Origin of the sequence: Furfurilactobacillus curtus (assembly GCF_045862785.1) — a bacterium.
In the GTDB taxonomy this organism is placed as follows: Bacteria; Bacillota; Bacilli; order Lactobacillales; family Lactobacillaceae; genus Furfurilactobacillus; species Furfurilactobacillus curtus.
The window spans coordinates 144570-168641 of sequence record NZ_BQXO01000001.1 but is presented as its reverse complement, the minus strand read 5'-3'; the positions used below and the strand labels follow the sequence as shown (position 1 = coordinate 168641).

At 44.6% G+C, this 24072-nt stretch carries 22 protein-coding genes; 4 read left to right on the top strand and 18 right to left on the bottom strand.

Annotated features, from left to right (window positions below):
• Nucleotides 1–4: 4 nt before the first annotated feature.
• From rnc to ACKTR2_RS00980, 6 genes are all read right to left on the bottom strand, one after another.
• Nucleotides 5–742 carry a ribonuclease III gene (gene rnc / locus ACKTR2_RS01005; protein ID WP_407882170.1) on the bottom strand — a complete coding sequence of 246 codons (738 nt, stop codon included), beginning with the start codon at nucleotides 740–742 and terminating at the stop codon, nucleotides 5–7.
• A gap of 51 nt (nucleotides 743–793) precedes the next feature.
• Nucleotides 794–1045, bottom strand: a complete 252-nt coding sequence (gene acpP, locus ACKTR2_RS01000; protein ID WP_407882169.1) for an acyl carrier protein — start codon at nucleotides 1043–1045, stop codon at nucleotides 794–796.
• Between the two features lie 76 nt (nucleotides 1046–1121).
• Nucleotides 1122–2153: a phosphate acyltransferase PlsX gene (gene plsX, locus ACKTR2_RS00995; protein ID WP_407882168.1), complete on the bottom strand. Its 1032-nt coding sequence runs from the start codon at nucleotides 2151–2153 to the stop codon at nucleotides 1122–1124.
• A 48-nt stretch (nucleotides 2154–2201) separates the two neighbouring features.
• A complete protein-coding gene (recG, locus tag ACKTR2_RS00990; RefSeq protein WP_407882167.1) occupies nucleotides 2202–4244 on the bottom strand; it encodes an ATP-dependent DNA helicase RecG in 2043 nt (680 codons plus the stop codon).
• Nucleotides 4245–4422: 178 nt separating this feature from the next.
• Entirely contained in the window at nucleotides 4423–6078 is a 1656-nt protein-coding gene (locus ACKTR2_RS00985) for a DAK2 domain-containing protein (protein ID WP_407882568.1), read from the bottom strand.
• Nucleotides 6079–6156: 78 nt separating this feature from the next.
• Complete coding sequence (locus ACKTR2_RS00980) at nucleotides 6157–6519, bottom strand: Asp23/Gls24 family envelope stress response protein (protein WP_407882166.1); 363 nt, start codon at nucleotides 6517–6519, stop codon at nucleotides 6157–6159.
• 420 nt (nucleotides 6520–6939) lie between these two features.
• Here ACKTR2_RS00980 and rpmB point away from each other — a divergent pair, with 420 nt between their 5' ends.
• A complete protein-coding gene (gene rpmB / locus ACKTR2_RS00975; protein WP_057808748.1) occupies nucleotides 6940–7125 on the top strand; it encodes a 50S ribosomal protein L28 in 186 nt (61 codons plus the stop codon).
• Between the two features lie 158 nt (nucleotides 7126–7283).
• On the opposite strand, the gene ACKTR2_RS00970 is transcribed toward rpmB, so the two are convergent.
• The 8 genes from ACKTR2_RS00970 to priA are packed head-to-tail and all read right to left on the bottom strand — an operon-like array spanning nucleotide 7284 to nucleotide 17123.
• Complete coding sequence (locus ACKTR2_RS00970) at nucleotides 7284–8039, bottom strand: thiamine diphosphokinase (protein WP_407882165.1); 756 nt, start codon at nucleotides 8037–8039, stop codon at nucleotides 7284–7286.
• On the bottom strand, nucleotides 7984–8637 hold the full coding sequence (gene rpe / locus ACKTR2_RS00965; RefSeq protein ID WP_407882164.1) for a ribulose-phosphate 3-epimerase: 654 nt from the start codon (nucleotides 8635–8637) through the stop codon (nucleotides 7984–7986). The genes ACKTR2_RS00970 and rpe overlap by 56 nt, the downstream gene beginning before the upstream one ends.
• 23 nt (nucleotides 8638–8660) lie before the next feature.
• Nucleotides 8661–9560 (bottom strand): ribosome small subunit-dependent GTPase A, encoded by a 900-nt coding sequence (rsgA, locus tag ACKTR2_RS00960; protein ID WP_407882163.1) that lies wholly within the window; start codon nucleotides 9558–9560, stop codon nucleotides 8661–8663.
• An 11-nt stretch (nucleotides 9561–9571) separates the two neighbouring features.
• The gene (gene pknB / locus ACKTR2_RS00955) at nucleotides 9572–11563 is read right to left on the bottom strand and encodes a Stk1 family PASTA domain-containing Ser/Thr kinase (RefSeq protein WP_407882162.1); all 1992 of its coding nucleotides are present in this window, start codon (nucleotides 11561–11563) and stop codon (nucleotides 9572–9574) included.
• A complete protein-coding gene (locus tag ACKTR2_RS00950; protein WP_407882161.1) occupies nucleotides 11560–12309 on the bottom strand; it encodes a Stp1/IreP family PP2C-type Ser/Thr phosphatase in 750 nt (249 codons plus the stop codon). The genes pknB and ACKTR2_RS00950 overlap by 4 nt, the downstream gene beginning before the upstream one ends.
• 23 nt (nucleotides 12310–12332) lie before the next feature.
• Nucleotides 12333–13718, bottom strand: coding sequence for a 16S rRNA (cytosine(967)-C(5))-methyltransferase RsmB (gene rsmB, locus ACKTR2_RS00945; protein WP_407882159.1), 1386 nt, complete (start codon nucleotides 13716–13718; stop codon nucleotides 12333–12335).
• On the bottom strand, nucleotides 13711–14682 hold the full coding sequence (gene fmt, locus ACKTR2_RS00940; protein WP_407882157.1) for a methionyl-tRNA formyltransferase: 972 nt from the start codon (nucleotides 14680–14682) through the stop codon (nucleotides 13711–13713). Before fmt ends, rsmB begins: the two co-directional genes overlap by 8 nt.
• Nucleotides 14683–14693: 11 nt before the next feature.
• The gene (priA, locus tag ACKTR2_RS00935) at nucleotides 14694–17123 is read right to left on the bottom strand and encodes a primosomal protein N' (RefSeq protein WP_407882155.1); all 2430 of its coding nucleotides are present in this window, start codon (nucleotides 17121–17123) and stop codon (nucleotides 14694–14696) included.
• A 225-nt stretch (nucleotides 17124–17348) separates the two neighbouring features.
• Here priA and ACKTR2_RS00930 point away from each other — a divergent pair, with 225 nt between their 5' ends.
• Both ACKTR2_RS00930 and pgmB read left to right on the top strand, forming a co-directional pair.
• The gene (locus tag ACKTR2_RS00930; protein WP_407882153.1) at nucleotides 17349–20075 is read left to right on the top strand and encodes a glycoside hydrolase family 65 protein; all 2727 of its coding nucleotides are present in this window, start codon (nucleotides 17349–17351) and stop codon (nucleotides 20073–20075) included.
• Between the two features lies 1 nt (nucleotide 20076).
• Nucleotides 20077–20751, top strand: coding sequence for a beta-phosphoglucomutase (gene pgmB / locus ACKTR2_RS00925; RefSeq protein ID WP_407882152.1), 675 nt, complete (start codon nucleotides 20077–20079; stop codon nucleotides 20749–20751).
• 105 nt (nucleotides 20752–20856) lie between these two features.
• On the opposite strand, the gene ACKTR2_RS00920 is transcribed toward pgmB, so the two are convergent.
• From ACKTR2_RS00920 to gmk, 4 genes are all read right to left on the bottom strand, one after another.
• Nucleotides 20857–21366: a YbhB/YbcL family Raf kinase inhibitor-like protein gene (locus tag ACKTR2_RS00920; RefSeq protein ID WP_407882151.1), complete on the bottom strand. Its 510-nt coding sequence runs from the start codon at nucleotides 21364–21366 to the stop codon at nucleotides 20857–20859.
• 46 nt (nucleotides 21367–21412) lie between these two features.
• A complete protein-coding gene (locus tag ACKTR2_RS00915; protein WP_407882149.1) occupies nucleotides 21413–22198 on the bottom strand; it encodes a Cof-type HAD-IIB family hydrolase in 786 nt (261 codons plus the stop codon).
• 267 nt (nucleotides 22199–22465) lie between these two features.
• Nucleotides 22466–22708 (bottom strand): DNA-directed RNA polymerase subunit omega, encoded by a 243-nt coding sequence (rpoZ, locus tag ACKTR2_RS00910; protein WP_407882148.1) that lies wholly within the window; start codon nucleotides 22706–22708, stop codon nucleotides 22466–22468.
• Between the two features lie 3 nt (nucleotides 22709–22711).
• A complete protein-coding gene (gene gmk, locus ACKTR2_RS00905) occupies nucleotides 22712–23365 on the bottom strand; it encodes a guanylate kinase (RefSeq protein ID WP_407882146.1) in 654 nt (217 codons plus the stop codon).
• Between the two features lie 237 nt (nucleotides 23366–23602).
• Here gmk and ACKTR2_RS00900 point away from each other — a divergent pair, with 237 nt between their 5' ends.
• Nucleotides 23603–24007, top strand: a complete 405-nt coding sequence (locus ACKTR2_RS00900) for a hypothetical protein (RefSeq protein WP_407882145.1) — start codon at nucleotides 23603–23605, stop codon at nucleotides 24005–24007.
• Nucleotides 24008–24072: the final 65 nt, after the last annotated feature.

The window sequence follows — 24072 nt, the reverse complement described above, 5'->3', positions numbered from 1 at the left end:
ATCATTAATTGTCAGCTTGATCCCGACCATGATCCACTAAGGTTTCCTGCTGGCCACGTAAACTAGTCAGCGCTTGTAATGCCGCTGATTGTTCCGCAATCTTCTTTGATTTACCAATGCCCTGACCGATAATTTTACCAGCAGCAGCTACCGTCATCGTGAAGTCACGATCATTTTCCGGTCCTGTTTCGGCGGCTAAATCGTATTCAATGTGCACGTCACCATCACGTTGTAACCACTCTTGTAGTGCCGTCTTGTAGTCAATCGCATGATCAAACCACCCAGCATCCAGTTTAGGAAAAATCACTCGACTGATAAATGCCACCACGGCATCTTTGCCTTGATCCAAATATAATGCGCCAACAAAAGATTCAAAAATATCACAAAGTAATGACGCACGGTGGCGGGCACCCTCTTTTTCTTCACCCTTACCAAGCCGAATATAACGATCAAAATGGCACTCTAGCGCAAATTTTGCGAAACTAGCTTCCTGAACCATTGCCGCTCGTAAACGGGTCAACTTACCTTGTGGCATTTCTGGATACCGCCGATAAATATATTCTGATACGGTGAGTTGCAACACCGCATCACCTAAAAATTCAATTCGCTCATAAAATTTCAATCCCTGATGGGGATGTTCGTTGACATAGCTTGCCTGAGTAAAGGCTTCATCCAGTAATTCAGGACGATTAAAGTGAATGTCAAACTGACTGGCAAGTTCTGCTTGTAATCCTGGTATCAAAATATTTCTCCTTTTGTCTTAAAAAAACCGCCTTACCGGCGGTTTTTACTATTACTCAGCTTTATCCTGATGGTTGTAAATGTAATCCACCACTTGTCCGATAGTGCTCAATTTTTCAGCATCTTCATCGGAAATTTCGGCGCCAAATGTATCTTCTAGCTCCATAATAAATTCCACAAAATCAATTGAATCCGCGTCTAGGTCACTTCGAAAGTTCAGGTCATTAGTAACCTTATCTCGATCGACCTCAAAGCGATCGTCAATAATATCGGCAATTTTATTAAAAATCTCGTCTTTAGTCATGATTTCCCTAGTTTCTAAGAAGTGTTTTACAGTCACTTAGTTTATCGTTTTCGCAGGTAAATGTCCACTACCGCCGCTATTTTTCAGTCTGATCATCAGCCGCTTTTTCTGCCCTCTCATGTTCGAAATAATCAATCGTTTGCTGAATCAAACCACTTTCCACAATTTGATGAATTTGACTCATCGTATTGCGCACCGTTTCTGCTTTGGAAGAACCGTGCGTTTTGATGACAGCGCCCTTTAATCCCAACAAGACCGCACCACCATGCTTCGAATAATCCATCACTTGGCCAACTTGATGAAAGGCCTTTCGACTTAACACGTAGCCCACTTTGGCGCTGGTAGAACCCATAATTTTCGCTCTGATCAGGCTCATCATCGACAAAGCAGTCCCTTCAATGGCCTTCAAGGTCGCATTACCAGTGAAACCATCTGTGACTACCACATCTGCGGCACCGTTTAATAACTCACGCGACTCAACATTGCCGATGAAATTAAGTTGAGTGGATTCGCTCAACTGTTGATAAGCTTCACGATGCACTTTGTCACCCTTGTCAGCTTCTGTTCCATTATTGAGTAGCCCGATTCGTGGTTGCTTGATGCCCATGACCGTTTGTCCATAGAAGTTCCCCAAGATCGCGAATTGCTCCAAATTGCTGAGCTTATAGTCCGCGTTGGCGCCCACATCTAACATCGTAAAACTACCACTTGCATCGCCAGTCACCACTGGCAGGGTCGTGGTTAGGGCAGGCCGGTCAATCCCCTTAACCCGCCCAATGATAAATAACCCAGCGGCTAAAACCGCGCCGGTGTTGCCTGCTGAGAAAAAGGCATCCGCCTCGCCATTTTTGACTGCTGTCGCTGCTAAAACGATTGAAGAATCTTTCTTTGAGCGAACCGCGCGGACAGGCTCGTCTTCCATCGCAATCACACTTGCAGCATGCATCACAGTGATGCGGTCAGCATTTCTCACCAACGGCGTGAGACGATCACTTGGGCCAAATAGTTGAAATGTCATGTCAGGAAAAGCATCACGGGCCAACTCAACGCCTTTAACAATTTCTTCTGGTGCATTGTCGCCACCCATTGCGTCTATTGCGATTTTCACGATATTAATGCCACACTTTCTGTTAGTTTAGCTGGAAATAATCAAGGGTTAATCAAGGGTTGAATGCTGTTTAAGCTGATGTTGCTCATAGCCGGCCAATTCGCGATTATCCGGCTCTAATTGCCAATTAGGTTGTTCGACTAAGGCCAGTGCCTCTTCTTGGGCAATTTGTAGGATATTTAATTGAGCCACAGGATCGCCTACTTTAAAATCAGGAACCCCGGATTGCTTAGTTCCCAGTAGATCGCCGGAACCTCGTAATTCTAAATCTTTTTGCGCCAAAATAAAACCATCAGTCGTTTCAGTCATGACTTGCATTCGGGCAATGCCATCTTGTGTCTTAGGATCAGCAATCAGAATACATGTCGAAGCTACCTCGCCTCGGCCAACTCGCCCCCGTAGTTGATGCAATTGCGCTAAACCAAATCGATCTGCGTCAAAGATCAACATAACTGTCGCATTGGCCACATCCACGCCGACCTCAATCACCGTCGTTGATACTAGTACATCATACTCATGCGCCTTAAATGCCGCCATAACCGCTTCTTTTTCCTCATTTTTTAAACGACCGTGTAACAAGCCAACCTGGTAGTCTGGCGCAAAATTCTCGCTTAAATGTGCGTAAATGGCTTCAGCATTTTTAACATCAAGCGCTTCAGATTCTTCAATCAACGGCGTTACCACATAAGCCTGTTGACCATGGTTTAACTGCTGACGAATAAATGTCATCGCGGCTTCCACTTGATTGCTGTGTAACCAGCGCGTGGTAATCGGTTTCCGACCTGCTGGTAATTCATCAATGATTGAAACATCCATTTCCCCGTAGGCCGTAATTTGTAAGGTCCTAGGAATTGGTGTGGCGGTCATGGCCAAAATATCCGGATATTGTCCTTTGCGACGTAAAGTTTGCCGTTGATTAACCCCAAAGCGGTGTTGTTCATCAATCACCGCCAACCCTAATTGATGATAGATCACATCATCAGAAATCAGCGCATGTGTGCCAACAATCAAGTCCACTTCGCCGCTGGCAATATGTGCTAACGCCGTTTTGCGCGCTTTTGCTTTGGTGGAACCGGTTAACAAGACAATGTTAACTGGCATATCAGCAAACACTTCCGCCAGATTCTTGGCGTGCTGCTCAGCTAGGATTTCTGTGGGCGCCATCAATGCAGCTTGGTAACCCGCCGTGATCGCCGCGTACATCACAATTGCCGCAACAATTGTTTTACCAGAACCCACGTCGCCTTGTAACAAACGATTCATATGTGTTGGTCGTTTCATCGCCGCACAAATTTCGTTGACCACCCGTTTTTGAGCGTTTGTCAGTTCAAACGGTAATGTCTTAATAAATGTTTTCAGCGCTTCATTATCATAGTCGATCTCGGTTCCAGCGGCTTGATGATCCTTGGCCCGCATCATTTGTAAACGTAACTCAAATAAGAAAAATTCTTCGAACACCGCCGTGCGCCGCGCTAATTTGGCCGCTTGTGGGTCTTTTGGAAAATGCAAGTCATGGATCATCGTTTTCCGATCTAATAACCGATATTTTTGCAGCAAGTATGGAGGCAGCAGTGGATAAATCACGTCTTGATAGGCATCATAAGCTTGTTTAATCAACTGTGCGAGCGTACTTTGGCGAATATGCTTATTCACCGTGTAAATTGCACCAAATGATGCCCCTTTATCTGCGTTAATCAGCTTCATACCAGACAGACTTTTACGCACGGCATCCCATTTGCCATAAACCGCCGTCTCCTGACCAGCAGTTAGTTGTTGACTTAACCAAGGTTGATTGAAAAAAGTAACCATTACAACATCATGGCCAATCAATAAGCGAAAGTTGAGGCGACTTTTTTTGCGACCAAAGCGAACAACCGCTGGCTCATTAGCGACAGTTCCCTTTAACGTGATCTTTTCGCCTTCACTCACCGTTGCCAAATCTTTCGCTGTCAGATCATCATAGCGGAATGGAAAATCGGTCAGCAAATCAGCGATCGTTTGAATGCCCAGTGTCTTTAATGCGGCTGCCCGTTGCGAGCCAACACCACTGAGCTCTGTCACTGGATCTTCTAATGATTTTAACGTGGTCAAAGTAGGCCTCCTTTCAGTTAAGTTCTTACTGTTATCCTACCAAATGACCATTGGAAACAATAGTCTCGTTTCTTGAAATGAACTAATCATCTTACTTGTGAGGCAAAGAGAAAAGCCGCACTGATATCCATTGATACCAACCACGGCTTGAGCCCTTTTATTTTATCGTGCTAAATCATTATTCAACCGAGACTAAGAACGGATAAACGGGTTGATCCCCTTCATGAATTTCCACTTCAAGATCCCCATCAATGTTCATTACAGCAGTTTCTAAAGCCTCCGCATCGGTCTCACTGGCATCTTGACCATAAATAATGGTAACAATTTCGCTGTCTTCATCTAACATTGCCTGAACCATCTTCGTTGCGGCCGTGAGTATGTCAGGATCGGTCACTTTAATATTACCATCGACAATCCCCATGAATTCACCATTCTTGATGTCAATCCCATCCAAGGTCGTATCACGAATGGCATGGGTCACCTGACCACTCTTGACTGTCGCCAAGTTGTCTTCCATACCTTGCTGATTAGCTGATAAATCTTCATCTGGATTGTAGGCTAGTAATGCTGTCATCCCTTGAGAAATTGACTTACTGTGTACGATTACAGTTGGAATGTCGGCAACCTGCGCAGCTTGATCAGCGGCCATAAAGATATTACCGTTATTTGGAAGAACGATCGCGCGTTTAGCACCACTCTCATTAATCGCATTGGCAATATCTTCAGTACTAGGGTTCATCGTCTGCCCCCCATTGATGACTCGTGTCACGCCGAGGCTCTTGAACAATTTAGCAACGCCATCACCAGCTGAAATCGAAATAACGGCGGTTTCCGGTGCTACCGCTTCAATCATGTCGGTCATGGGTGAAGTTGGCGTTTCGTCAGCATCTTGGGCCATGATTTCTTCTTGCTGATGACGCATATTATCAACTTTTACCTTAATTAAATCACCATAATGCTGGCCCCAGCTGAGAACGTCGCCAGGATGTTCGGTATGCACATGAACCTTTACAATCTCATCATCGTTGATCACTAACAGTGAATCACCTAGATTAGCCAGGTATTGGTAAAATTCATCATAATCAAATTGACGATCGACTTGCTGTCCACCACCAAGACGCACCATAATTTCTGTACAATAACCGTACTTAATATCTTTAGGGTCTAGTTCCCCCTGAACACTACGATGATGTTCCGCGTTAATCATTTCGTCCATCTGGGCATCATCTGGTGTTTCAATCTCATCTTGAGCGACTTTTCCACTCAGTACTTCATCAAATGCTTGCAAAATAAAGACCAGTCCTTGCCCACCGGAATCAACTACACCCACTTGTTTCAACACGGGTAATAAATCTGGTGTCGATGCCAGGGCTGTTTTTGCTGCGGCATAAATCGTGTCCATGACGACGATCACATCATCTGTGTTAGATGCGGCGTCTCGACCAGCCTTGGCCGCCTCACGAATGACCGTCAAAATTGTTCCCTCGGTTGGCTTCATAACCGCCTTATAAGCGGTTTGGGCACTGGCGGCAAACGCTTCGGCTAAATCACTAGCGCTAAGCGTTGTCTTACCTTGAACACTTTTAGAAAAGCCACGAAAAATTTGCGAGGTAATCACCCCAGAATTTCCGCGAGCGCCCATCAGTAAGCCTTTCGCCAAAGCTTCAGCCTGATCACTAACGGACGGCGTGGTAACTTCACGTTCATATTTAGCACCACTGGCAAAGGCCAGTGAAATATTCGTACCAGTGTCACCATCGGGCACGGGAAAAACGTTTAAAGAGTTAATGAATTCAGCTTGTCCATTCAGGCGCTGCGAAGCTGCCTGAACCATTTTGCCAAATTCTAAATTTGTAATCGCTGTTAACGTTGCTTCCAATTCTATTTCCCCCACTTCGTTACAAGCAGCCACTTAGTCTGCTAACACACGGACACCTTGGACCGTCACGTTAACCGAGTTGGCGGAAATGCCAAGCATACTGTCTAAGTTGTAGCGAACTTTTTGTTGGACGTTTTTTGAAACTTCAGAGATTTTAGTGCCGTAACCGACAACAATAAACACATCAATCGCCACACCATTGTCTTCTTGTCGAACAACGACACCACGCGAATAATTATCACGTCGTAAAATCTCATTGACATTGTCGCGGATTTGGTTCTTGGACGCCATACCGACAACACCGTAGTTATCCGTTGCCGCACCACCCACAACCGTGGCAATTACATCATTGTTGATGTCAATTGTGCCATATTGCGTTTTGATTTTAACAGCCATGAAAAAAGGCCTCCTCAACTTTCTCAATCAATATCCTAAAGACCCGCAATGCAATCTTCAATCATGCTATCATAAAACCCGAGTCGAAAAAAGGCAAATATCGCCGTAATCTGGTTAGTGTCAACTCTAGTAGACGATCATTTTAAATGAGTGCTAATTCAAACTTTTATTGCGTCGGTCTTAGTCCTCCCAGCTATTCGACTGGAATAGCTGGGGTCCTCTGGAACCCTTTGGTAAGGCTTGGGACCCCATGATATTCAAATTAGTCTACCGTCAAATTAATTTGCTGATGTTTCTAAAATGCCTGTCAAGTAGTTTCCCTTGGCAATTTAATATTGCATTCAATTCGCCCATATGGTAAGTTATTCAGGTGAGAAAAAAGAGGTTCCCTTTGGAAATCCGAGAAGGAGGGATGAGCAAATGGCTAAAGATTTTATTACTGGCAAGCGGACTCACTTTGGTAACACCCGCTCCCATGCCTTAAACAGCAGTCGTCGTAGCTGGAAAGCTAACCTGCAAAAGGTTCGCATCTTAGTTGATGGGAAGCCAAAGCGGGTTTGGGTTTCGGCCCGGACGCTAAAATCAGGAAAAGTGACCCGTGTTTAATCACTGATTAAATCGGGAGGCGTCATCGACAATTATTGTTGGTGACGCTTTTTCTGTTCCAATATAAAACTTAACCTGAGGTTGAAAACCTGCCTAAAACAGCATTTAAACAACCAAAATACGGAGCATAGGCCAAGATTTGACTTATGCTCCGTTTGCTATGCATTTAAATTATAGCGTTCTGCACGATTATCGCTGAGATCAGTACTCTGAACGACTGCCACAATACCACTCGTGAATGAAAAAGTAGCCGTTTGACCGACAAACTCATTGCTGGCAAAGGAAATTGGCTGGTGAATGTCTACGTGATCAAGTTGATAACGCTCATCGCTTAAGGTTAATCCGCCAACTTCCCCAAATGTGACAAAAGCCAAGTATCGCATTTCAGGCAATTTATCAATCTGATACCGTCCTGGTAAGAAGTAACGAATCTCATTTTGTCGATCGACAAATATTAATCGGGCAACGACCGCGCGGAATCGAGTTTCCAAAGGCAAAAATAGATTGGCTAACAAATGATCAAGCCGGCCACCGGTAGCACCGTAGATCACAATTTCATCTGCACTAAATTCGGTCATCGCCACGCGAACCCCGAGCTGAGTGTCCGTTTCATCCTTGGCCGATCCCACCTGTCGTAAATCTTTTACGGCGGCTTGAACTCGTTCAAATTCGCCTTGTTTGGAAGAATCAAAATCGCCTAATGCAATGATGGGTGTAATCCCTAACTCTAACAAACGAATTGCTCCGCGATCAACGCCGATCCACGGACCAGAAATTTGCCCTGCAGCTAACGCCGGCGGCCACTCGCTTCTAGGTCCGCCAACTAGAATATTAAGTCGCGAAAGTTTAGGTCGGTCACTAGCGCGTTGCATGATGAATCGACTCAATGGCCGTCGCCGGATCTGCAGCACCATACACAAAGGAACCTGCCACTGCAACCGTCGCTCCAGCTTTATAGCAATCAACGACTGTCTTGTCGTTCACCCCACCATCAATTTCAATGTCGAATTCATAACCTCTTTGTTGCTTTAAATCATGCAACTGCTGAATTTTTTCAATCATTTCTGGTAAGAACTTTTGTCCACCAAATCCTGGATTAACGGTCATAACTAGGACCTGATCAACAAATGGTAATAGCGGTTCAATTTGGCTAACTGGCGTGCCAGGGTTAATGACCACTTCAGCCTTTACCCCATCATTTTTGATCATCTGAATAGCACGGTGAATATGCTCCGTTGCTTCAACATGAACACCAATCAAATCAGCGCCGGCCTTTGCAAATTGGTCAACATACCGTTCTGGATTTTGCACCATCATATGAACATCTAGGAACAAGTTGGTAATTGGCCGAATAGCCGCTAGTGTCGTCCAGCCAAAGGACATATTTGGCACGAACATGCCATCCATCACATCCACATGCAATAAATCCGCACCATTTTCTTCGACCATTTTAATATCACGTTCAAAATTGACAAAATCCGCGCTTAAAATCGATGGGGCTACTTTAATCATAAATTTCTCCTCCAACAAATCTCTTATTTTTTATCCTTATCATACTGTGGTTTCTGGTCAACAATCAACTGGTGAAATTGTAAATAGCTCTGATAACGGCTGGCCATAATTTTTTGCTCTGCCAAAGCGGCCTTGACCGCACAACCAGGTTCATTAATGTGTTGGCACCCCCGAAAGCGACATTGTGGTGCTAACGACGCCATTTCGGGAAAATATTGGCCTAATTCTCTCGCAGCCATGGGAAAATCTTCATACGAAGAAAATCCAGGCGTATCAGCAACAAGCCCATCACCGACGGCCAGTAAACCAACTTTTCTAGTGGTGTGTTTGCCACGATTTAAGACTTGCGAAATTTCACCAGTTGCCAAATTGAGGTCAGGCGCCAAATGATTGAGTAACGTCGATTTGCCTGCCCCAGTCTGTCCCATAAACACAGTTAATCGATCCTTAAACAGGGCCAACAGTTGCTCGAGTACACTTGGCTCAAAGGCAGTTGTCGCCAGAAATGTCTGATATCCAATTTGTCGATATCCAGAGGCAACTACTGTTAAATGGTCCAGCTGACTCACTGATAACAGATCTGTTTTAGTCACATAGATAATTGGTGTGATCAACTGACTTTCTAGAGCAACCAATTGGCGATCCAGCAAATTAGTTGAAAAATTAGGTTCGACAGCCGCGGTCACAACTACTGCTTGATCAACATTACTCACAGGTGGCCTGACCAATGCATTCTTTCGGTCTTCAATACTTAAGATATAGCCGTCGGAATTATCTTCACTTTTAAAGTCTACATAATCACCGACCATTGGGCTGATTTTACGTTTGCGGAAATTTCCGCGAGCTCGGGTACGATAAATCCTACCATCAGCGGTTTGAACATCGTAAAAGCCAGCTAATAACTGTTGAATTTGTCCTCTCATATAACCCCTTCTTAATTTCCTGTCACGTGGTTGTCAGTCATGATGGTTTTGCCATCCCGGATCACAATATAACGGCCTGTTTTACCACCTGCTAAAGTAAATGGTAGTGAGACTGACGTGTCCTGGGAAATTTGCATCTCCTGGTACACATCTGAAATATTCTTATCCTGATCGGCTAGATAAATCTTAACATCATTTTCACCTGTCGAGGCGCTGCTGCTAGAATCACGACTCGCTTGCCCATTAGCTGAAAACGGAATGGTAATATCGACGTGAAAGCTGTGCAATTCTGGTCCAGAAGAAATGACGACAGTAAAGGTCTCGCCCACCGCTAACATGGAGCCCACAGCAGGTGCCTGGCGAATCGCTGATCCTTGATCAACACGACTCGAGACTTCATCTGAGAAACTTACATTCACATTATGGTCATCGGCCCATGTTTGAATCGCAGCTTGCGATTTTCCGGCGAAGTCAGGTAGCTTAACTTGCTCAGGTGCCTTGTCTTTTTTGGGCCCAGAACTGACCGTTAAGGTTATCGTGCTATGTTTATACACTGCATCACCTGGCAAGACATCTTGATCAATAATGACGCCTCGATCGATATCACCAGACGACTGCTTGACCTGTTTGACCTTTAAACCAGCTTTTTCTAATTGCCGTTTGGCGGTCGTGAATTGCTCACCGGTGTAATCGTCAACCACGAATTTAGGACGTCCTGCACTAAGAATCAGATCAATCCGACTGCGACGCTTGACCTGAGAACCAATCTTGGGATTTGTTTTAATGATGCGCCCAGAAGCGTATGTCTCACTGGTTTGTTTCTTGATGGACCCCGTTGCTAAGTTGTTTTGCTTTAGAACTTTAGTCGCTCGTGCTTGCGTCATGCCTGAAACACTGGGTACAGTCACCCGACCAGGAAAGAACCACAGCCATAATACGCCAATGATCAGTAGCAACAAAAAGCTCCCTAAGAGCCACAAAAAGATTTTTCGTCCCCGTGAGGTTCGCGGATGCTTGGCTGGCGTTGTTTCAGCAGGTTCAGCAGACGGCCCTTTTCCCATCGTTGTGCGAGCTGCCGCACTAGTTGCCTGAGTAGCAGCCAGCACCTGATCTACCGGAATGATTTTAGTTGTACCATCATCGCCGTGGTCTGCTGGTTCAAAATGTCGCTCCCCACGACGTTCCGGTGCAAGTGCTGTTTGTAAATCCACCGCCATGTCATGTACAGACGCATAGCGATCTTCAGGTCGTTTGGCGGTTGCTTGTAACACGACATTCTCAAGTGCTTGCGGAATGCGTGAATCGAAATCGCGCACCGACGGCATTTGACTCTGGGAATGTTTGAGCGCCACTGAGACCGCAGTTTCGCCTTCAAATGGCACACTACCGGTAAGCATCTCATATAAGATAATCCCTAAGGAATAAATATCACTTTTTTTTGTGGACATCCCCCCACGAGCTTGTTCGGGAGACAAATAATGAACCGAACCCAAGACCGTATTGGTTTGAGTCATACTAGTTTGATTGCTAATCACTGCAATCCCAAAATCAGAAATTTTGACGTTGCCTTGCGCATCAACCAACACATTTTGTGGCTTCAAATCACGGTGAATAATGCCATGTTCATGCGCGACGGCTACAGCATCAAGTATCTGTTCCATAATATTAATTACCATGGCATAAGGGATTGGAAAATGATCATGGATATAAGCCTTCAAATCGGTACCAGGCACATACTCCATGACCAAATATTGCATACCATTATCCTCGCCCACATCATAAACACTCACGATGTGCGGTGAGACCAACTCACTTGCAGCTAACGCCTCTCGTTGAAACCGGCGCATGGTCCCCGCATCGTCACGCAAATCTAGCCGTAATAATTTAACGGAAACATCCCGATCCAAGATCAGATCGTGAGCCAAGTAAACGTCGGCCATCCCGCCTTCACCAAGCGGCCGAATGATACGATATCGACCAGCTAGTGTATAGTTTGCCCTCATGAGGTTGTCACCTCACGATCTGTTTCAACTAATAACACGGTGATGTTATCACGACCGCCGGCTTCATTAGCTAGATCAATTAACCGCTGACACTTTTCAGCTAGTGAACGATCAGATTGCACAAGCACTGCTTGAATTTGATCATCGGTGACCATGTTCGTTAGTCCGTCCGAGCAGAGCATTAATAAGTCACCAGGCATTGCACGATATAAATTGATGTCAGCGTCGGCCTCATCATTAATGCCTAAGGTTCGCGTAATAATATTTTTTTCGGGATATGTGCGCGCATCCGCTTCTGTGATTTGCCCAAGCTTAATCAGTTCATTAACTAATGAATGGTCTTCAGTTAACTGAGCTAATTCCTGATGCCGCAATAAATAAGCCCGCGAATCACCAATGTTTGCAACCAAAAATTGTGTCGGGAAAATAATCGCGGCCACTAACGTCGTGCCCATTCCACTTAAGTCACGATATTGTTGGGCCTTTTCAATAATGGTTTCATTTTCCTGCCGAACTTCACTTGCGAGCCATTTGGCGGCCGTTGCGGGGTCGATAAAACGGGTTGCTTCAAAACGGGTGCCAATATGGGACACCGCCATTGATGACGCGACATCCCCACCGCGATGACCACCGATTCCATCCGCTACAATCGTGAACCCTAATTCGGCCTTATTCATAAAGTTACCGACATAATCCTGGTTTGTTTCTCGTTGCCGACCAATGTCAGACAGAGAGGCTACTTGCATATCTATTTGCCGCCTTTATCAGCTTAATCACGACGTTTAAACCCACAAATGAAGAAGCCGTCGCTCCTATAATCATCTGGATAAATCGTCAACCATGGTGTCGTCCGCTGCGATTTTAGATGTCTTGTGGTCGAAACCGTTACGAATTCAAAGTCGGGATGCGACTTGACAAAGGCATTTGCCACGTCGTCATTTTCCGCTTGAACAATCGTGCAGGTACTATAAATAATTATACCGTTTTTCTTCACTAGCGGTGCGACCGCATCAAGAATTTCCAGCTGAATTTGTTGTAATTTTTGACTATCCGCCAATGTCTTAGCATAACGAATTTCTGGCTTGCGACGTAAGAGGCCAATTCCTGAACAAGGCGCGTCCACCAAAATTCGATCAAAACTCGCTTCATTAAAATGTTCGTTAGCTTGTCGGGCATCTAGTTTAATGGCTGAAATACGGTCAGCAACGTGTAGCCGTTGGGCATTGTCCTTAATTAAGGCAACTTTTTGATCGTACAAATCTAAACCAGTGACATGTCCGCCAGCAGACGCGTCAAGGTAGCCAGCAATTTGCGTTGTTTTTCCACCTGGCGCCGCGCACGCATCCAACACTTGGTCCGTTGGTTGAACGTTTAAAGCCTCGACTGGTAACATGGCACTTTCATCTTGAATGGTAAATAAACCTTCCTGAAAAGCCGCTGATAGTACGGGATGACCCTTGGTGATTCGCAATCCATCACCGCTCACCTCGCTGGTGCTAAACATAAGTTCAGACTGATGAAGTGCTGTTAAAATGGCATCACGATCGCCAGCAGCCTGATTTATTCGGATCGATTGCGCTGCCGGTTGGTTCAAACTGGTTAAAATGCGTTGCGCTTTTGCATCGCCCAGTTCAACACGTAATCGCTGAATCCAAGGCATCGGTACACTATAACGCACGCTTAAGCGCGTTAAGGGATCTTTAATGGTGTCAACATTTGTCAACCCTTGGTTAGCTAAGGCATGAAGCACGCCAGTCACAAATCGACGAGTTCCTTCATGACCACGCTGTTTGGCCAAAGCAATGGTCTCATTAAAAATCGCGTGATCAGGAATTTTTGATAACAATTCACGCTGATACACCGCTGTTTCTAACAAAGCCAGTACCCATGGTTGTACCTTATTAGGTCGCTTAACAAACGGCTTTAGCCAAAATTCCAGTAACAAACGGTGTTGCAACACACCGTAAACCAGCTGTGTACATAAAGCGACATCCCGATCGGATAAATGATGATCTTTTAAGGCAGCATTTAGTGCAAGATTTGAATAGCTCCCTTGTGTCACCTGCACTAAAACATCTACGGCCACCTGCCGAGGATTCTCATTGACTGATCGTTTGTGGGAAACTGGCGTCTGCTGACGATCATGATTAGCCATGTTGCACTCCTTTAAACTTATCTGCGACCACTCGTTCGCCAACCGCAAATTCTTCATCCGTACCATTTAAAAAATCAGTAATCGCCATTTGTGGATGTCCAGCTGGCTGCAAACGATTAATGCGTAATACGGTGCCATGACCAGCAGCCAGATCCAACGCATGTTTAGTTCGGGCAACGACTGTTCCAGGTGCCAGAGTCGTTTTTTGATCAGTCAATACCGTAACATCGAGTAATTTTGTTCGCACGTTGTTCAATCGAATATAAGCCGTCGGAAATGGTCGTAATCCCCTCACTTGCCAATCAATTTCGCTAGCGGTATGGCTAAAATCAATCTCTTCTTGTGCGCGACTAATATTCGGTGAAAAGGTCACCGCCGTCTCATCTTGAATCGTGCCAGTAATGGGGCCTGCAATAAGTTTCGGCAGGTTTGCCAATAACAAATCTCGCCCAACGAGGCTAAGCTTATCAAACATCGTGCCGACGTCATCCTGATCGCCAATCGCAACCTTTGCTTGAGCAATCACATTACCGGCATCCATCTGCCGAATCATGTACATAATGGATACCCCGGTCTCTTTGTCACCGTTCATAATCGCGTAATGAACCGGCGCCCCACCACGGTACCGTGGTAAGAGTGACGCGTGGACATTGATTGCCGCATTGGTGGCTGCCCTTAACAACTTGGTTGGCAAAAATTGCCCAAAGGCCGCTGTCACAATAAAGTCTGGCGCTAAATCAATGACGCGCTGCATTTCTGGTGATTTACTGACCTTTTCCGGCTGTAAAACTTCGATTTGGTGTGCTAGGGCAAGTTGTTTAACCGGTGATGGTGTCAAAATATGTTTGCGCCCAACCGGTCGATCTGGTTGCGTCATCACTGCCACCACATCATATTGGTCAATTAATGCCGCTAAAATTGGTGTTGAAAAAGCTGGTGTACCCATAAAGACAATTCTGGTCATAAATGATCCTCCTAGACGAAATTCTGTGGTTCCATGTCAATGCTAATTTGTAAGCCCCGCAAGTGCTGTGATTCTTCCAATATTTGCATCAAGGCATCGTGAAGTTGGGGCTCTTGCTTATATTTTAAGAAAATTTGATAGTAATAACGATTTTTAATCCGTGCAATCGGTCGTGGCGTTGGCCCTAAAATAATGGTGCTCGACGACAATCGTTGTTTTAACCAATCTGCGAGTTCGAACATTTTTTTGGCCGCCGTATTCTCGTCTTGATCACTAGCGCTGATTAGCGCGGTATAAAAGTACGGCGGATAATTGCCCAAGTGACGTAAATTCATTTCCACACGGAAAAATCGTTCATAATCCTGCTGCTGCGCGAGCTGAATCGCATAATGGTCTGGATTAAACGTCTGGATCATGACTTCACCAGCCTTATCCGCCCGGCCTGCTCGCCCACTGACTTGAGTTAGCAACTGAAAAGTCCGCTCGCTAGCACGAAAATCAGGCAAGCCTAAAGCAGTATCGGCGTTTAAGACACCAACTAAGGTCACATCTGGATAGTCTAGCCCTTTAGCAATCATTTGAGTCCCTAATAAAATGTCGGCTTCACGTCGGCCAAAGGCAGCTAACATTTTTTCGTGCATACCCTTGCGACGTGTCGTGTCAACATCCATCCGAATAACACGTGCAGTCGGTAATAGTTGCTTTAATTCAGCAGCAACTTTTTCAGTTCCCGTTCCATAGTAGCTAATTCGTTTACTGTGACAATTAGGACATCGGCGGGGAATTGCTTCTTCATGTCCACAATAGTGGCAACGCATGGTGTGGGAATCCATGTGCAACACCAATGTATTATCACAATTCGGGCATTTTAAGACAAAGCCACAGTCACGACACATCATAAATGATGAAAAGCCACGTCGGTTCAACATTAAGACACTTTGCTCACCACGCTCTAGGCGTTGTTTTAAAGCGGTTAATAACGCTGCCGAGAAATTACTTTCTTGGCGCGTTTTCAATTGTTCGCGCATATCAATAATTTGAACAGGCGGCAATGGTCGTTGATTGATGCGCTTAGGCAGCATCAAATGTCGATAGACGCCACGCTCGGCTCGTGCTCGGCTCTCTAATGACGGTGTGGCCGAACCTAAAATCACCGGCGCATTGTGCCATTTAGCCCGCCACAGTAGAACATCACGCGCTTGATAGCGAGGATTATCCGATTGTTTATAACTCGTTTCATGCTCTTCGTCCATGATGATCAGGCCTAAATCGTCCAATGGGGCAAACGCTGCCGATCGTGCGCCAACCACGACTGTCGCTTCATGTCGTTCAATTCGCCGCCATTCATCGTATTTTTCACCAGCCGACAAGCCACTGTGTAAAACGGCCACTTGAGCGCCAAACCGGCCGCGAACTCGTTTTACCATCTGCGGCGTCAGCGCGATTTCTGGGACCAACATCAATGCCGTTTGTTGTTGTGCCAAAGCTTTAGCAATACTTTGCAGATAAACCTCTGTTTTACCAGAGCCAGTGACGCCTTCTAGCAAGAACGTTGTCGCCTGATTGGCAGTAATCGCCTGACTAATCGCCGTCACTGCCTGTTGCTGATCAGGCTGTAACATCATCGAAGTAGTCTGTTCCACCTCGCTTTGCGCAAAGGGATCGCGGTACACTTCCTTTTCGGTCATTTTCACCCAGCCACGTTGAGCCGCGGCCGTGAAATCGGCCCGAGTCAAGCGTGCATCGGTTAGTAACTCAGCTAAAGGTTGTGGCGCAACTTGTCGGGAAAGTGCTAACAATACGCGCCGTTGTTTGGTCGCGTTGGCCCGTAATGACGCTAATTTTTCTGTGACCTGCGCTTCATTTAATTGGGAGGTTACCCATGTGTTCGTTTTAACTTGTGCTCGATTATTGACTTGGTACGTCGCATGAACGACCCCCAGACGTTGCAAACGAGCTAACGCTTTGACCTGACTTTCGGATAAAGTTGTGGCGGTAAAATCTAAGCGTCCCTGTGCATCAAACAATCTGGCTAATTCATCATTATCGATTGCTTGATCAGCCACTAACCATTTATGACTAGCCGTTTTCAACGCAGTCGGTAGCATGGTTTGAATCGTTGAGATTCGAAAGGCAAAAGTCTGTTGAGCTAGCCAATCGCTGAGTGCTAATAACTCTTCATTTAAAACAGGGACTAAATCCAGCAGTCGAGTGATTGGTTTTAAATCACCCTGATACACGGCATCATGTTCTAAATCTTGATCGATGTTGATTAAACCAACCACCATGCCACCAACTTCACGGTCACCCTTACCAAACGGAACAGAAACGCGAACACCAGGCACTACTGCGTCCACTAAATCGGTAGGAATCATATACGTATATGGCCGGTTCGTTTGCATCGTCGGCACATCCACAATAATTTGAGCTGCTTGGGTCACCAATTCGACTCCTTTCGATAGTTGAATCAAATTCACTTTTTTCACATTTCCACTAACACTTTTACTAAATTCAAGCCAACAGAAATAATCAACTTATTGTAACAGATTCAGCGATCGTGAGCTTTTTTACAAGAACCGAGGTATTTAGGTTGAGAAGTTTGGCAATAAAAATTACCATAAGGATAGATACAGATATTACCAGAACTTTATAGGGGGGTAAGACATATGCGTACGTTTTCAGTTCGTGTCCTTGACGATGCGTTTGAAATCTCTTACGTACCAAACGGAAAGACAAATTTCACTAAGACCATCACGATTGTATGTGATCCCGATGTTCCGATTGGTGAAAATTTGGAAAAAATTCGTGAAAAATTAGCAGGGATCGACTTTGACGCCGCAATTATCGAAAATCCGTTAGACTATGATTTTTCAGATACTGTCATCGGAGTCAATCACCAGCGCATCGACATGGGCCTAGCCCTCTCCAACATGCTTAATATTCCCGTAGTTAGCCATGAAACAGCTGACCGCGAAGGCTTAGAAACCGCTGTCGAAAATAAACGCACCTATAACGAATGGCATCTTGATTATTATGGTGAATACGCCGCTAAACGTAATTATGGTCAAGAGGCGATGTTAACTATTGGTAACGGTTATTTTGGCCTTCGTGGCGCCTATCTTGCAGCCAATGCTGACCAAGATAATTATCCGGGTTTATACGTCGCCGGTTTGTATAATCAGCTGACAACGGATATCGCTGGACGCGATGTTATCAACGAGGATCTTGTCAATTTACCTAACGCCCAGTATTTATCTTTTAGTTTGGACCAACAAGAACCATTTACGATTAAGCATGAAAATATTAGCGACATCTATCGATCCTTGGATTTGCATACAGGTGTTTTAACCACCACGATGCTCGTCTCCTTGCCTACCGGTCATTTATTAAAAATTTGTGAGCAGCGCGTCGCGGACATGCATCAGTGGCATCGTTTTGTCCTTCATTATGAAGTGACTCCGATGAACTTTGAAGGCCCGATTACGATTTTTTCCCGCATCGATGGTAGCGTTGTTAACGCTAATGTGGATCGTTATAAAGCCTTCAAATCGCGACATTTTGACATTACTGAAACCACTATTAATGGTCAAGATGCAACCCTAGGTGGGCAAACCAAAGCTTCCAAAGTAAACTTCGTGATTGGAACCCGCTTAACCAGTCAAGAATTAACGGCAGATTCACCGGCAAATGAAAGCGTTACCGACGATATCTTAGAACAAAGCTTTACGTTCAAAGCGCAAACAGGAACTACTTATGTGATCGAAAAAACCATTGCCATCAATACCAGCTTAGAAACAGATGGCAATCTTAACGATGCTGTCACTAGTGAACTTGCTCAGACAAGTTTCAACGATGTCGTAACTGCTAATCAACGGTTCTGGGAACGGGTCTGGCACGATAGTGATATTCAAATCGATGGCGATCTGACTGCCCAAAAATTAACTCGCGTTAACATCTATCACCTATTTGTCTCGGCTTCCCCGAACAGTAACCCCCATTTGGACGCTTCTGTTGGCGCTCGTGGGCTACATGGCGAGGCCTATCGCGGTCATGTTTTTTGGGATGAACTATTTGTTTTGCCATTTTACACCCTGCATACACCTGATCTAACTAAGCAACTACTGCTTTATCGTTACCACCGATTGGCCGCCGCTAAGAAAAACGCACAGTTAGAGGGGTATGAAGGTGCCATGTATCCTTGGCAATCGGCTCAATATGGCGACGAACAATCACAATTCGTTCACTTCAATCCAGATAGTGGCAAATTTGATCCGGACAACAGTCGCCTGCAGCGCCATGTTTCCTTGGCGGTCGCTTACAACATTTGGTTATACTTCCATAGCACCAATGACTTGGACTTTCTGAAAACGTACGGCTTAGAGATGTTGTTCGAAATCGCCCATTTTTGGTCCAGTAAAGCAGTCAAAAATGAAGCAACTGGTCGTTTTGATATTAAAAATGTCATGGGTCCAGATGAATTTCATGAAAATTATCCTAACGCGGATGAACCAGGACTAACAAATAACGCTTATACCAACATTATGGTGAGCTGGTTGTTCACTACACTGATGGATTTAAAAAAGCAAGTTGATCAAAAGACTTGGACTGCGTTAACAAAGAAAACAGGATTAACCTCAACGGACTTTACCCGTTTCGACGAAATTGCCCATCAACTAAGTTTGGATATCAATAAAGATGGCATCATCGGTCAATTCGAAGGTTACTTTAAATTACCGACGCTAGACTTTGAAAAGTATCGAAAAAAGTATGGCAATATTTCTCGGATCGACCGCTTGTTAAAAGCTGAAGATAAGTCCCCTGATTCCTATCAAGTCGCTAAACAAGCTGATGCCTTGATGGCTTACTATAACCTCAGCTTCAATACGATTGATAATATCCTGAAACAACTTGATTATCAGTTGCCTAAAGGTGCTTTAACTCGCAACATCGAATATTACCTTGCGCGCACAACTCACGGTTCTACTCTCTCGCGAATTGTTTATTCGGTCTTGAGTCTGATCACTGGTAACATGGATCAATCATTTGCCTTCTTCAATACAGCTTTAAGGTCTGATTACTACGATATTCAAGGCGGGACGACCGCTGAAGGGATCCATTTAGGGGTCATGGGCGCCGTTTTACTTCTTGAAATGCGCAATTACGGCGGCGTAACTGAATTCGATGATGTCTTGTCAATCACGCCTCACCTACCAGAACGTTGGCATCGCCTAGCATTTAGAGAACAGTTCAAGGGCATCAATTACAGCTTTAGCTTCACCCACGCCGAAATGACCATCACAGCCGATAAAGAGGCAACGGTTAAGGTATTCGGCAATACACAACACTTAAAAGCGCAACAGCCACTTACAATAAAAAATACGGAGGCCTCATAACATGGCAAAATTTGCAGACTTAAAAGGATTCATCTTTGATTTAGACGGTGTGATCACTGGGACGGCAAAATTTCACGGACAGGCTTGGCACCAACTCGCCGACGAACTCGGCGTGACTTGGACTGAATCATTAGCCAATGGCCTAAAGGGTGTTTCTCGCATGGACTCCTTAGAAATGATTCTAAAAGCTGGTGGCAAGGAAAACGACTACACCGAAGCAGAAAAAGTCGCCTACGCGACCAAAAAGAACGACAACTATCTGAAGCTAATTAGTAACATGACACCAGCTGATGTCTTTCCGGGTGTGAAAGAATTTCTTGATGATTTATTAGCCAAGGGATATGTCATCTCCTTAGCTTCCGCCTCAAAAAATGCGCCGACAATCTTAAAACACATTGGCTTATCTGATTACTTCACCAAAATCGTTGACCCAGCCACGTTAAGTAAAGGTAAACCAGATCCAGAAATTTATACCCGCGGTGCAGAAATTCTTAATTTGCCGCCAGAAGCTTGTGCCGGAGTGGAAGATGCTGCGGCGGGCGTTGCGGCCATCAATGGTGCTCACGAGACGTCAATTGGGATTGGTGATGCCAATGAATTAAGTGCTGCCGACATCATCTTTTCAGAGACAAGTGCATTAACGTTAGCCAACATTGAAGCCCAGATGGCGAAATAACGACTAACAATTGATTCGGGTAATTTGTCAGCAAAAACCACGTTTACTGTAACTTCCAACTTAGGAAGCGCACGTAAACGTGGTTTTTTAGTGGTTATAGCCTAATTACGCACGGCTGATAAATGTCGTACTTGCTGTAGCGACAATATGTCCTTCGATGACTCGATAAAATTCATTTAACCAGTAACCATCGCTTAAAGGCAATTGCTCATCTAATGCATAACCTAAAACCTTGTACTCATGATCCTTATCAGGTGGTGTCGGTCCAGTATAACGTTGTGTGATCATTGGATCCGTCTCGTGAATTAATCGGCCAGCAGTACTATTTTTCCCTTGAACGAAACGCCCGTCAGCATGCCGACTTGCATCCTCTGGTAAGCTTGCTTGCTCAACAGACAGATTAGCGCCAGTCCAATGAATAAATGTAAAGCCGACAACTGGGATTGCATCATCATCAATCACGACCCAAGCTAAGCTGACCGCCTGCTTAGGAACGTCCAAAAAGTGTAATGGAAACGAAATCGTCGCATGGCCCTGATATAATTCATCTGGTGCCGCGTACTTACCATAGCGATCAGCTAAGAGACCATTTTCTAACGGAATTTCTAATTTCATTGAACAACTTCCTTTTCATGAAACATTATTTTTTAGGTCGTGTCATTCATTTACTGGCAATCAGGTGGTAGTGGCGCAACCCGTTCACAATGCCATCCGTCGTATTGGTTGTCGTTACATAATCAGCAACCGCCTTATCCCTAGGATGCCCATTGCCCATAACAATTGCGGTATCAACGCTCGCAAACATTTCTAAATCATTTAACTGGTCACCGAAAGCATACGTTGGAATGCCAGTTAGCTGTGTTTCTTGAAGTAACCGTTCCAACCCGCTTCGTTTTGTTACACCACTCTTCATCGTGTCTAAACAAACCAAGTTATTGCGAACCAACGATAACCGCCCCGCAAAAGCCTGATTATACAGATCCTCTTTATCACGGTTAAACACGTTCATGAAATTAATCGGCTGTTTGCGGAAATAATCTGGATCAATCGTCACGTCTAACCGCAGCACGTGATAATTATTTACGACATCTTGTGTCGATTCTGTTAAGGCAAACCCTTTATTATTGTAATAAGCCACTGCATCGCCCTGTTCTTTAGCAAACGCCGTAAATTCCTCAATGAGTTGTTGATCGATCGCTTCTCGGAATAATTCTTGTCCATGGTATTGAACATAAGATCCGTTAGCACTAACAACAGTATCAATTCCTGTTTCATCCAACACATATTGGATTTCAAAAACATTTCGTCCTGTCGCAATGACCGGCAAAATATGATTTTGTTGCATCTCATTAATTGCTGCAATGCTTTGTGGTAAAACATGCTTGTCATCATCAAAAAGCGTGCCATCAAGGTCAAAAAAAACAATTGCTTTCGTATCGGTATTCATGTCTTTCAGCTCCCTATTAGGTTTATCTTCCCTTATAAGGATAGCGCATTAAACAACAAGAAACACTCAGAATGACTTGTTTTGCCGAAAACAGTTATTTCAAATCAAACTAAATGATTGACCTAGTTCGCTCAAGGACCTCACATAAAATTAGTCAACGCGTTTCCAAAAATTAACAATTGACCAGGAGTTTAGCTTAATTCAAGTCATAAAAAAACGTCCCCCCAACTTAAGGAAGACGATTTAATCACTATATTTGGCTAAGCCTTACTCAACATCTGTGATATTGCGGTTACGACCAAGATCCTCTTCATGGTCAGGATCAATCGTGACTTCACCGGCTTCGATCTCTTCAAGCGCTTTGCCAACTGACTTGTCCGAATCATAACTTGATAATAGCTCTTGAGATCCGGCATCCAGTTCATGTGCTCGCTTAGAAGCTAACATAATTAAAGAATAACGTGAATCAACCTTTTGTAATAATTTATCAACTGATGGATATAAAATCATAGTTTACAATCCCTTCTTGTCTTCCGAATTGCCTGGTTGCAGCTCACTTGATTCTAACATCTGCGCGTACTCTGGGTAAACCCGGGGAACCCGCAATCGTTCTGCTCGAATAATTTCTCGAATTCGAGATACTGCCAACGGAATTTTGTCATTAACTACCGCATAATCATAGTTACGCATCATTTTAATTTCCGTCACAGCTTGATGAATCCGCTCATCAATCACAGCCATTGTTTCCGTCCCCCGACCGATCAATCGCTGTTTTAAGGCCATTAAATCAGGCGGAGTTAAAAAGATGAATACACCGTCTGGCATCTTCTCACGAACTTGCATCGCACCATTAACTTCGATCTCTAAAAAAACATCCTTGCCTGCTGCGAGCGTTTCTTGAACATATTTCATCGGTGTTCCATAATAATTGTCCACATATTGAGCATATTCAAGCATACCACCGGTTTCAATATTGTGTTCAAACGTGGCCTTAGAAACAAAAAAATAATCCTTGCCATTCACTTCTCCCGCTCGGGGGTGGCGAGTGGTCATCGAGATGGAATACTGAAAATCAGTTCCTCCCTGGTCAAACATTGCTTTACGAACAGTTCCCTTGCCCACTCCTGACGGTCCAGACAAGACAATTAACATTCCACGTTTCGGCATTGACTGTTTCGTTCCTTTCAACAGCTAAAAAAAGATTTACCACTAATTTTGAACTTTTTTAACCAAAAATTCAAGCTATAATCCCATTCACACGCGGGAATAGCGGGATCTTGCCGTAAAGATACCAAACTTCTGTAGAGCAACCAACTGGGAGTTGCATTTTTGAACGTTTGTTCGTATACTAATAACACAAACAAATGTTCGGTAAGTACGAACAAAGTAACGGAGGCTATCACCATGGATCAATTGCTACCAAATACCTATACTCAACCACAACGGCAAAATCACGCACTCTTTAATTGGCGCCAGTCAGTAGCGATTCTTACACACCAAAGTCTACGCGCCCATTTAGTTCGTTTTCGTCAATGGTTCTGGACGGGTGAACGTGGTGATACTCTCGTGCATCCGCAAATGCCAGCCGATCAATTAATCAACCTTCTAAATGGCGCCCTCTCCCATCACGCAGTCATTTCCGTCATGCTAAACAGCCGTAATCCTTTTGCTAAAAAGCTCCCAATTATCACAGGAACCTTGCAGCAACAACGGCATTCGTTAATTTTAACCAATCATAGTACCGATAGTAGCTATGTTTTGCTTCCTGAGCAAGTTCGGGAAATTTGCTATGGTATGATGGTTGCCTAACCGACAAACCTTTGTTCGAAATAAGCTCAGTTAATCGCTGGGTCCTGACTTCCTTAATAAAATCA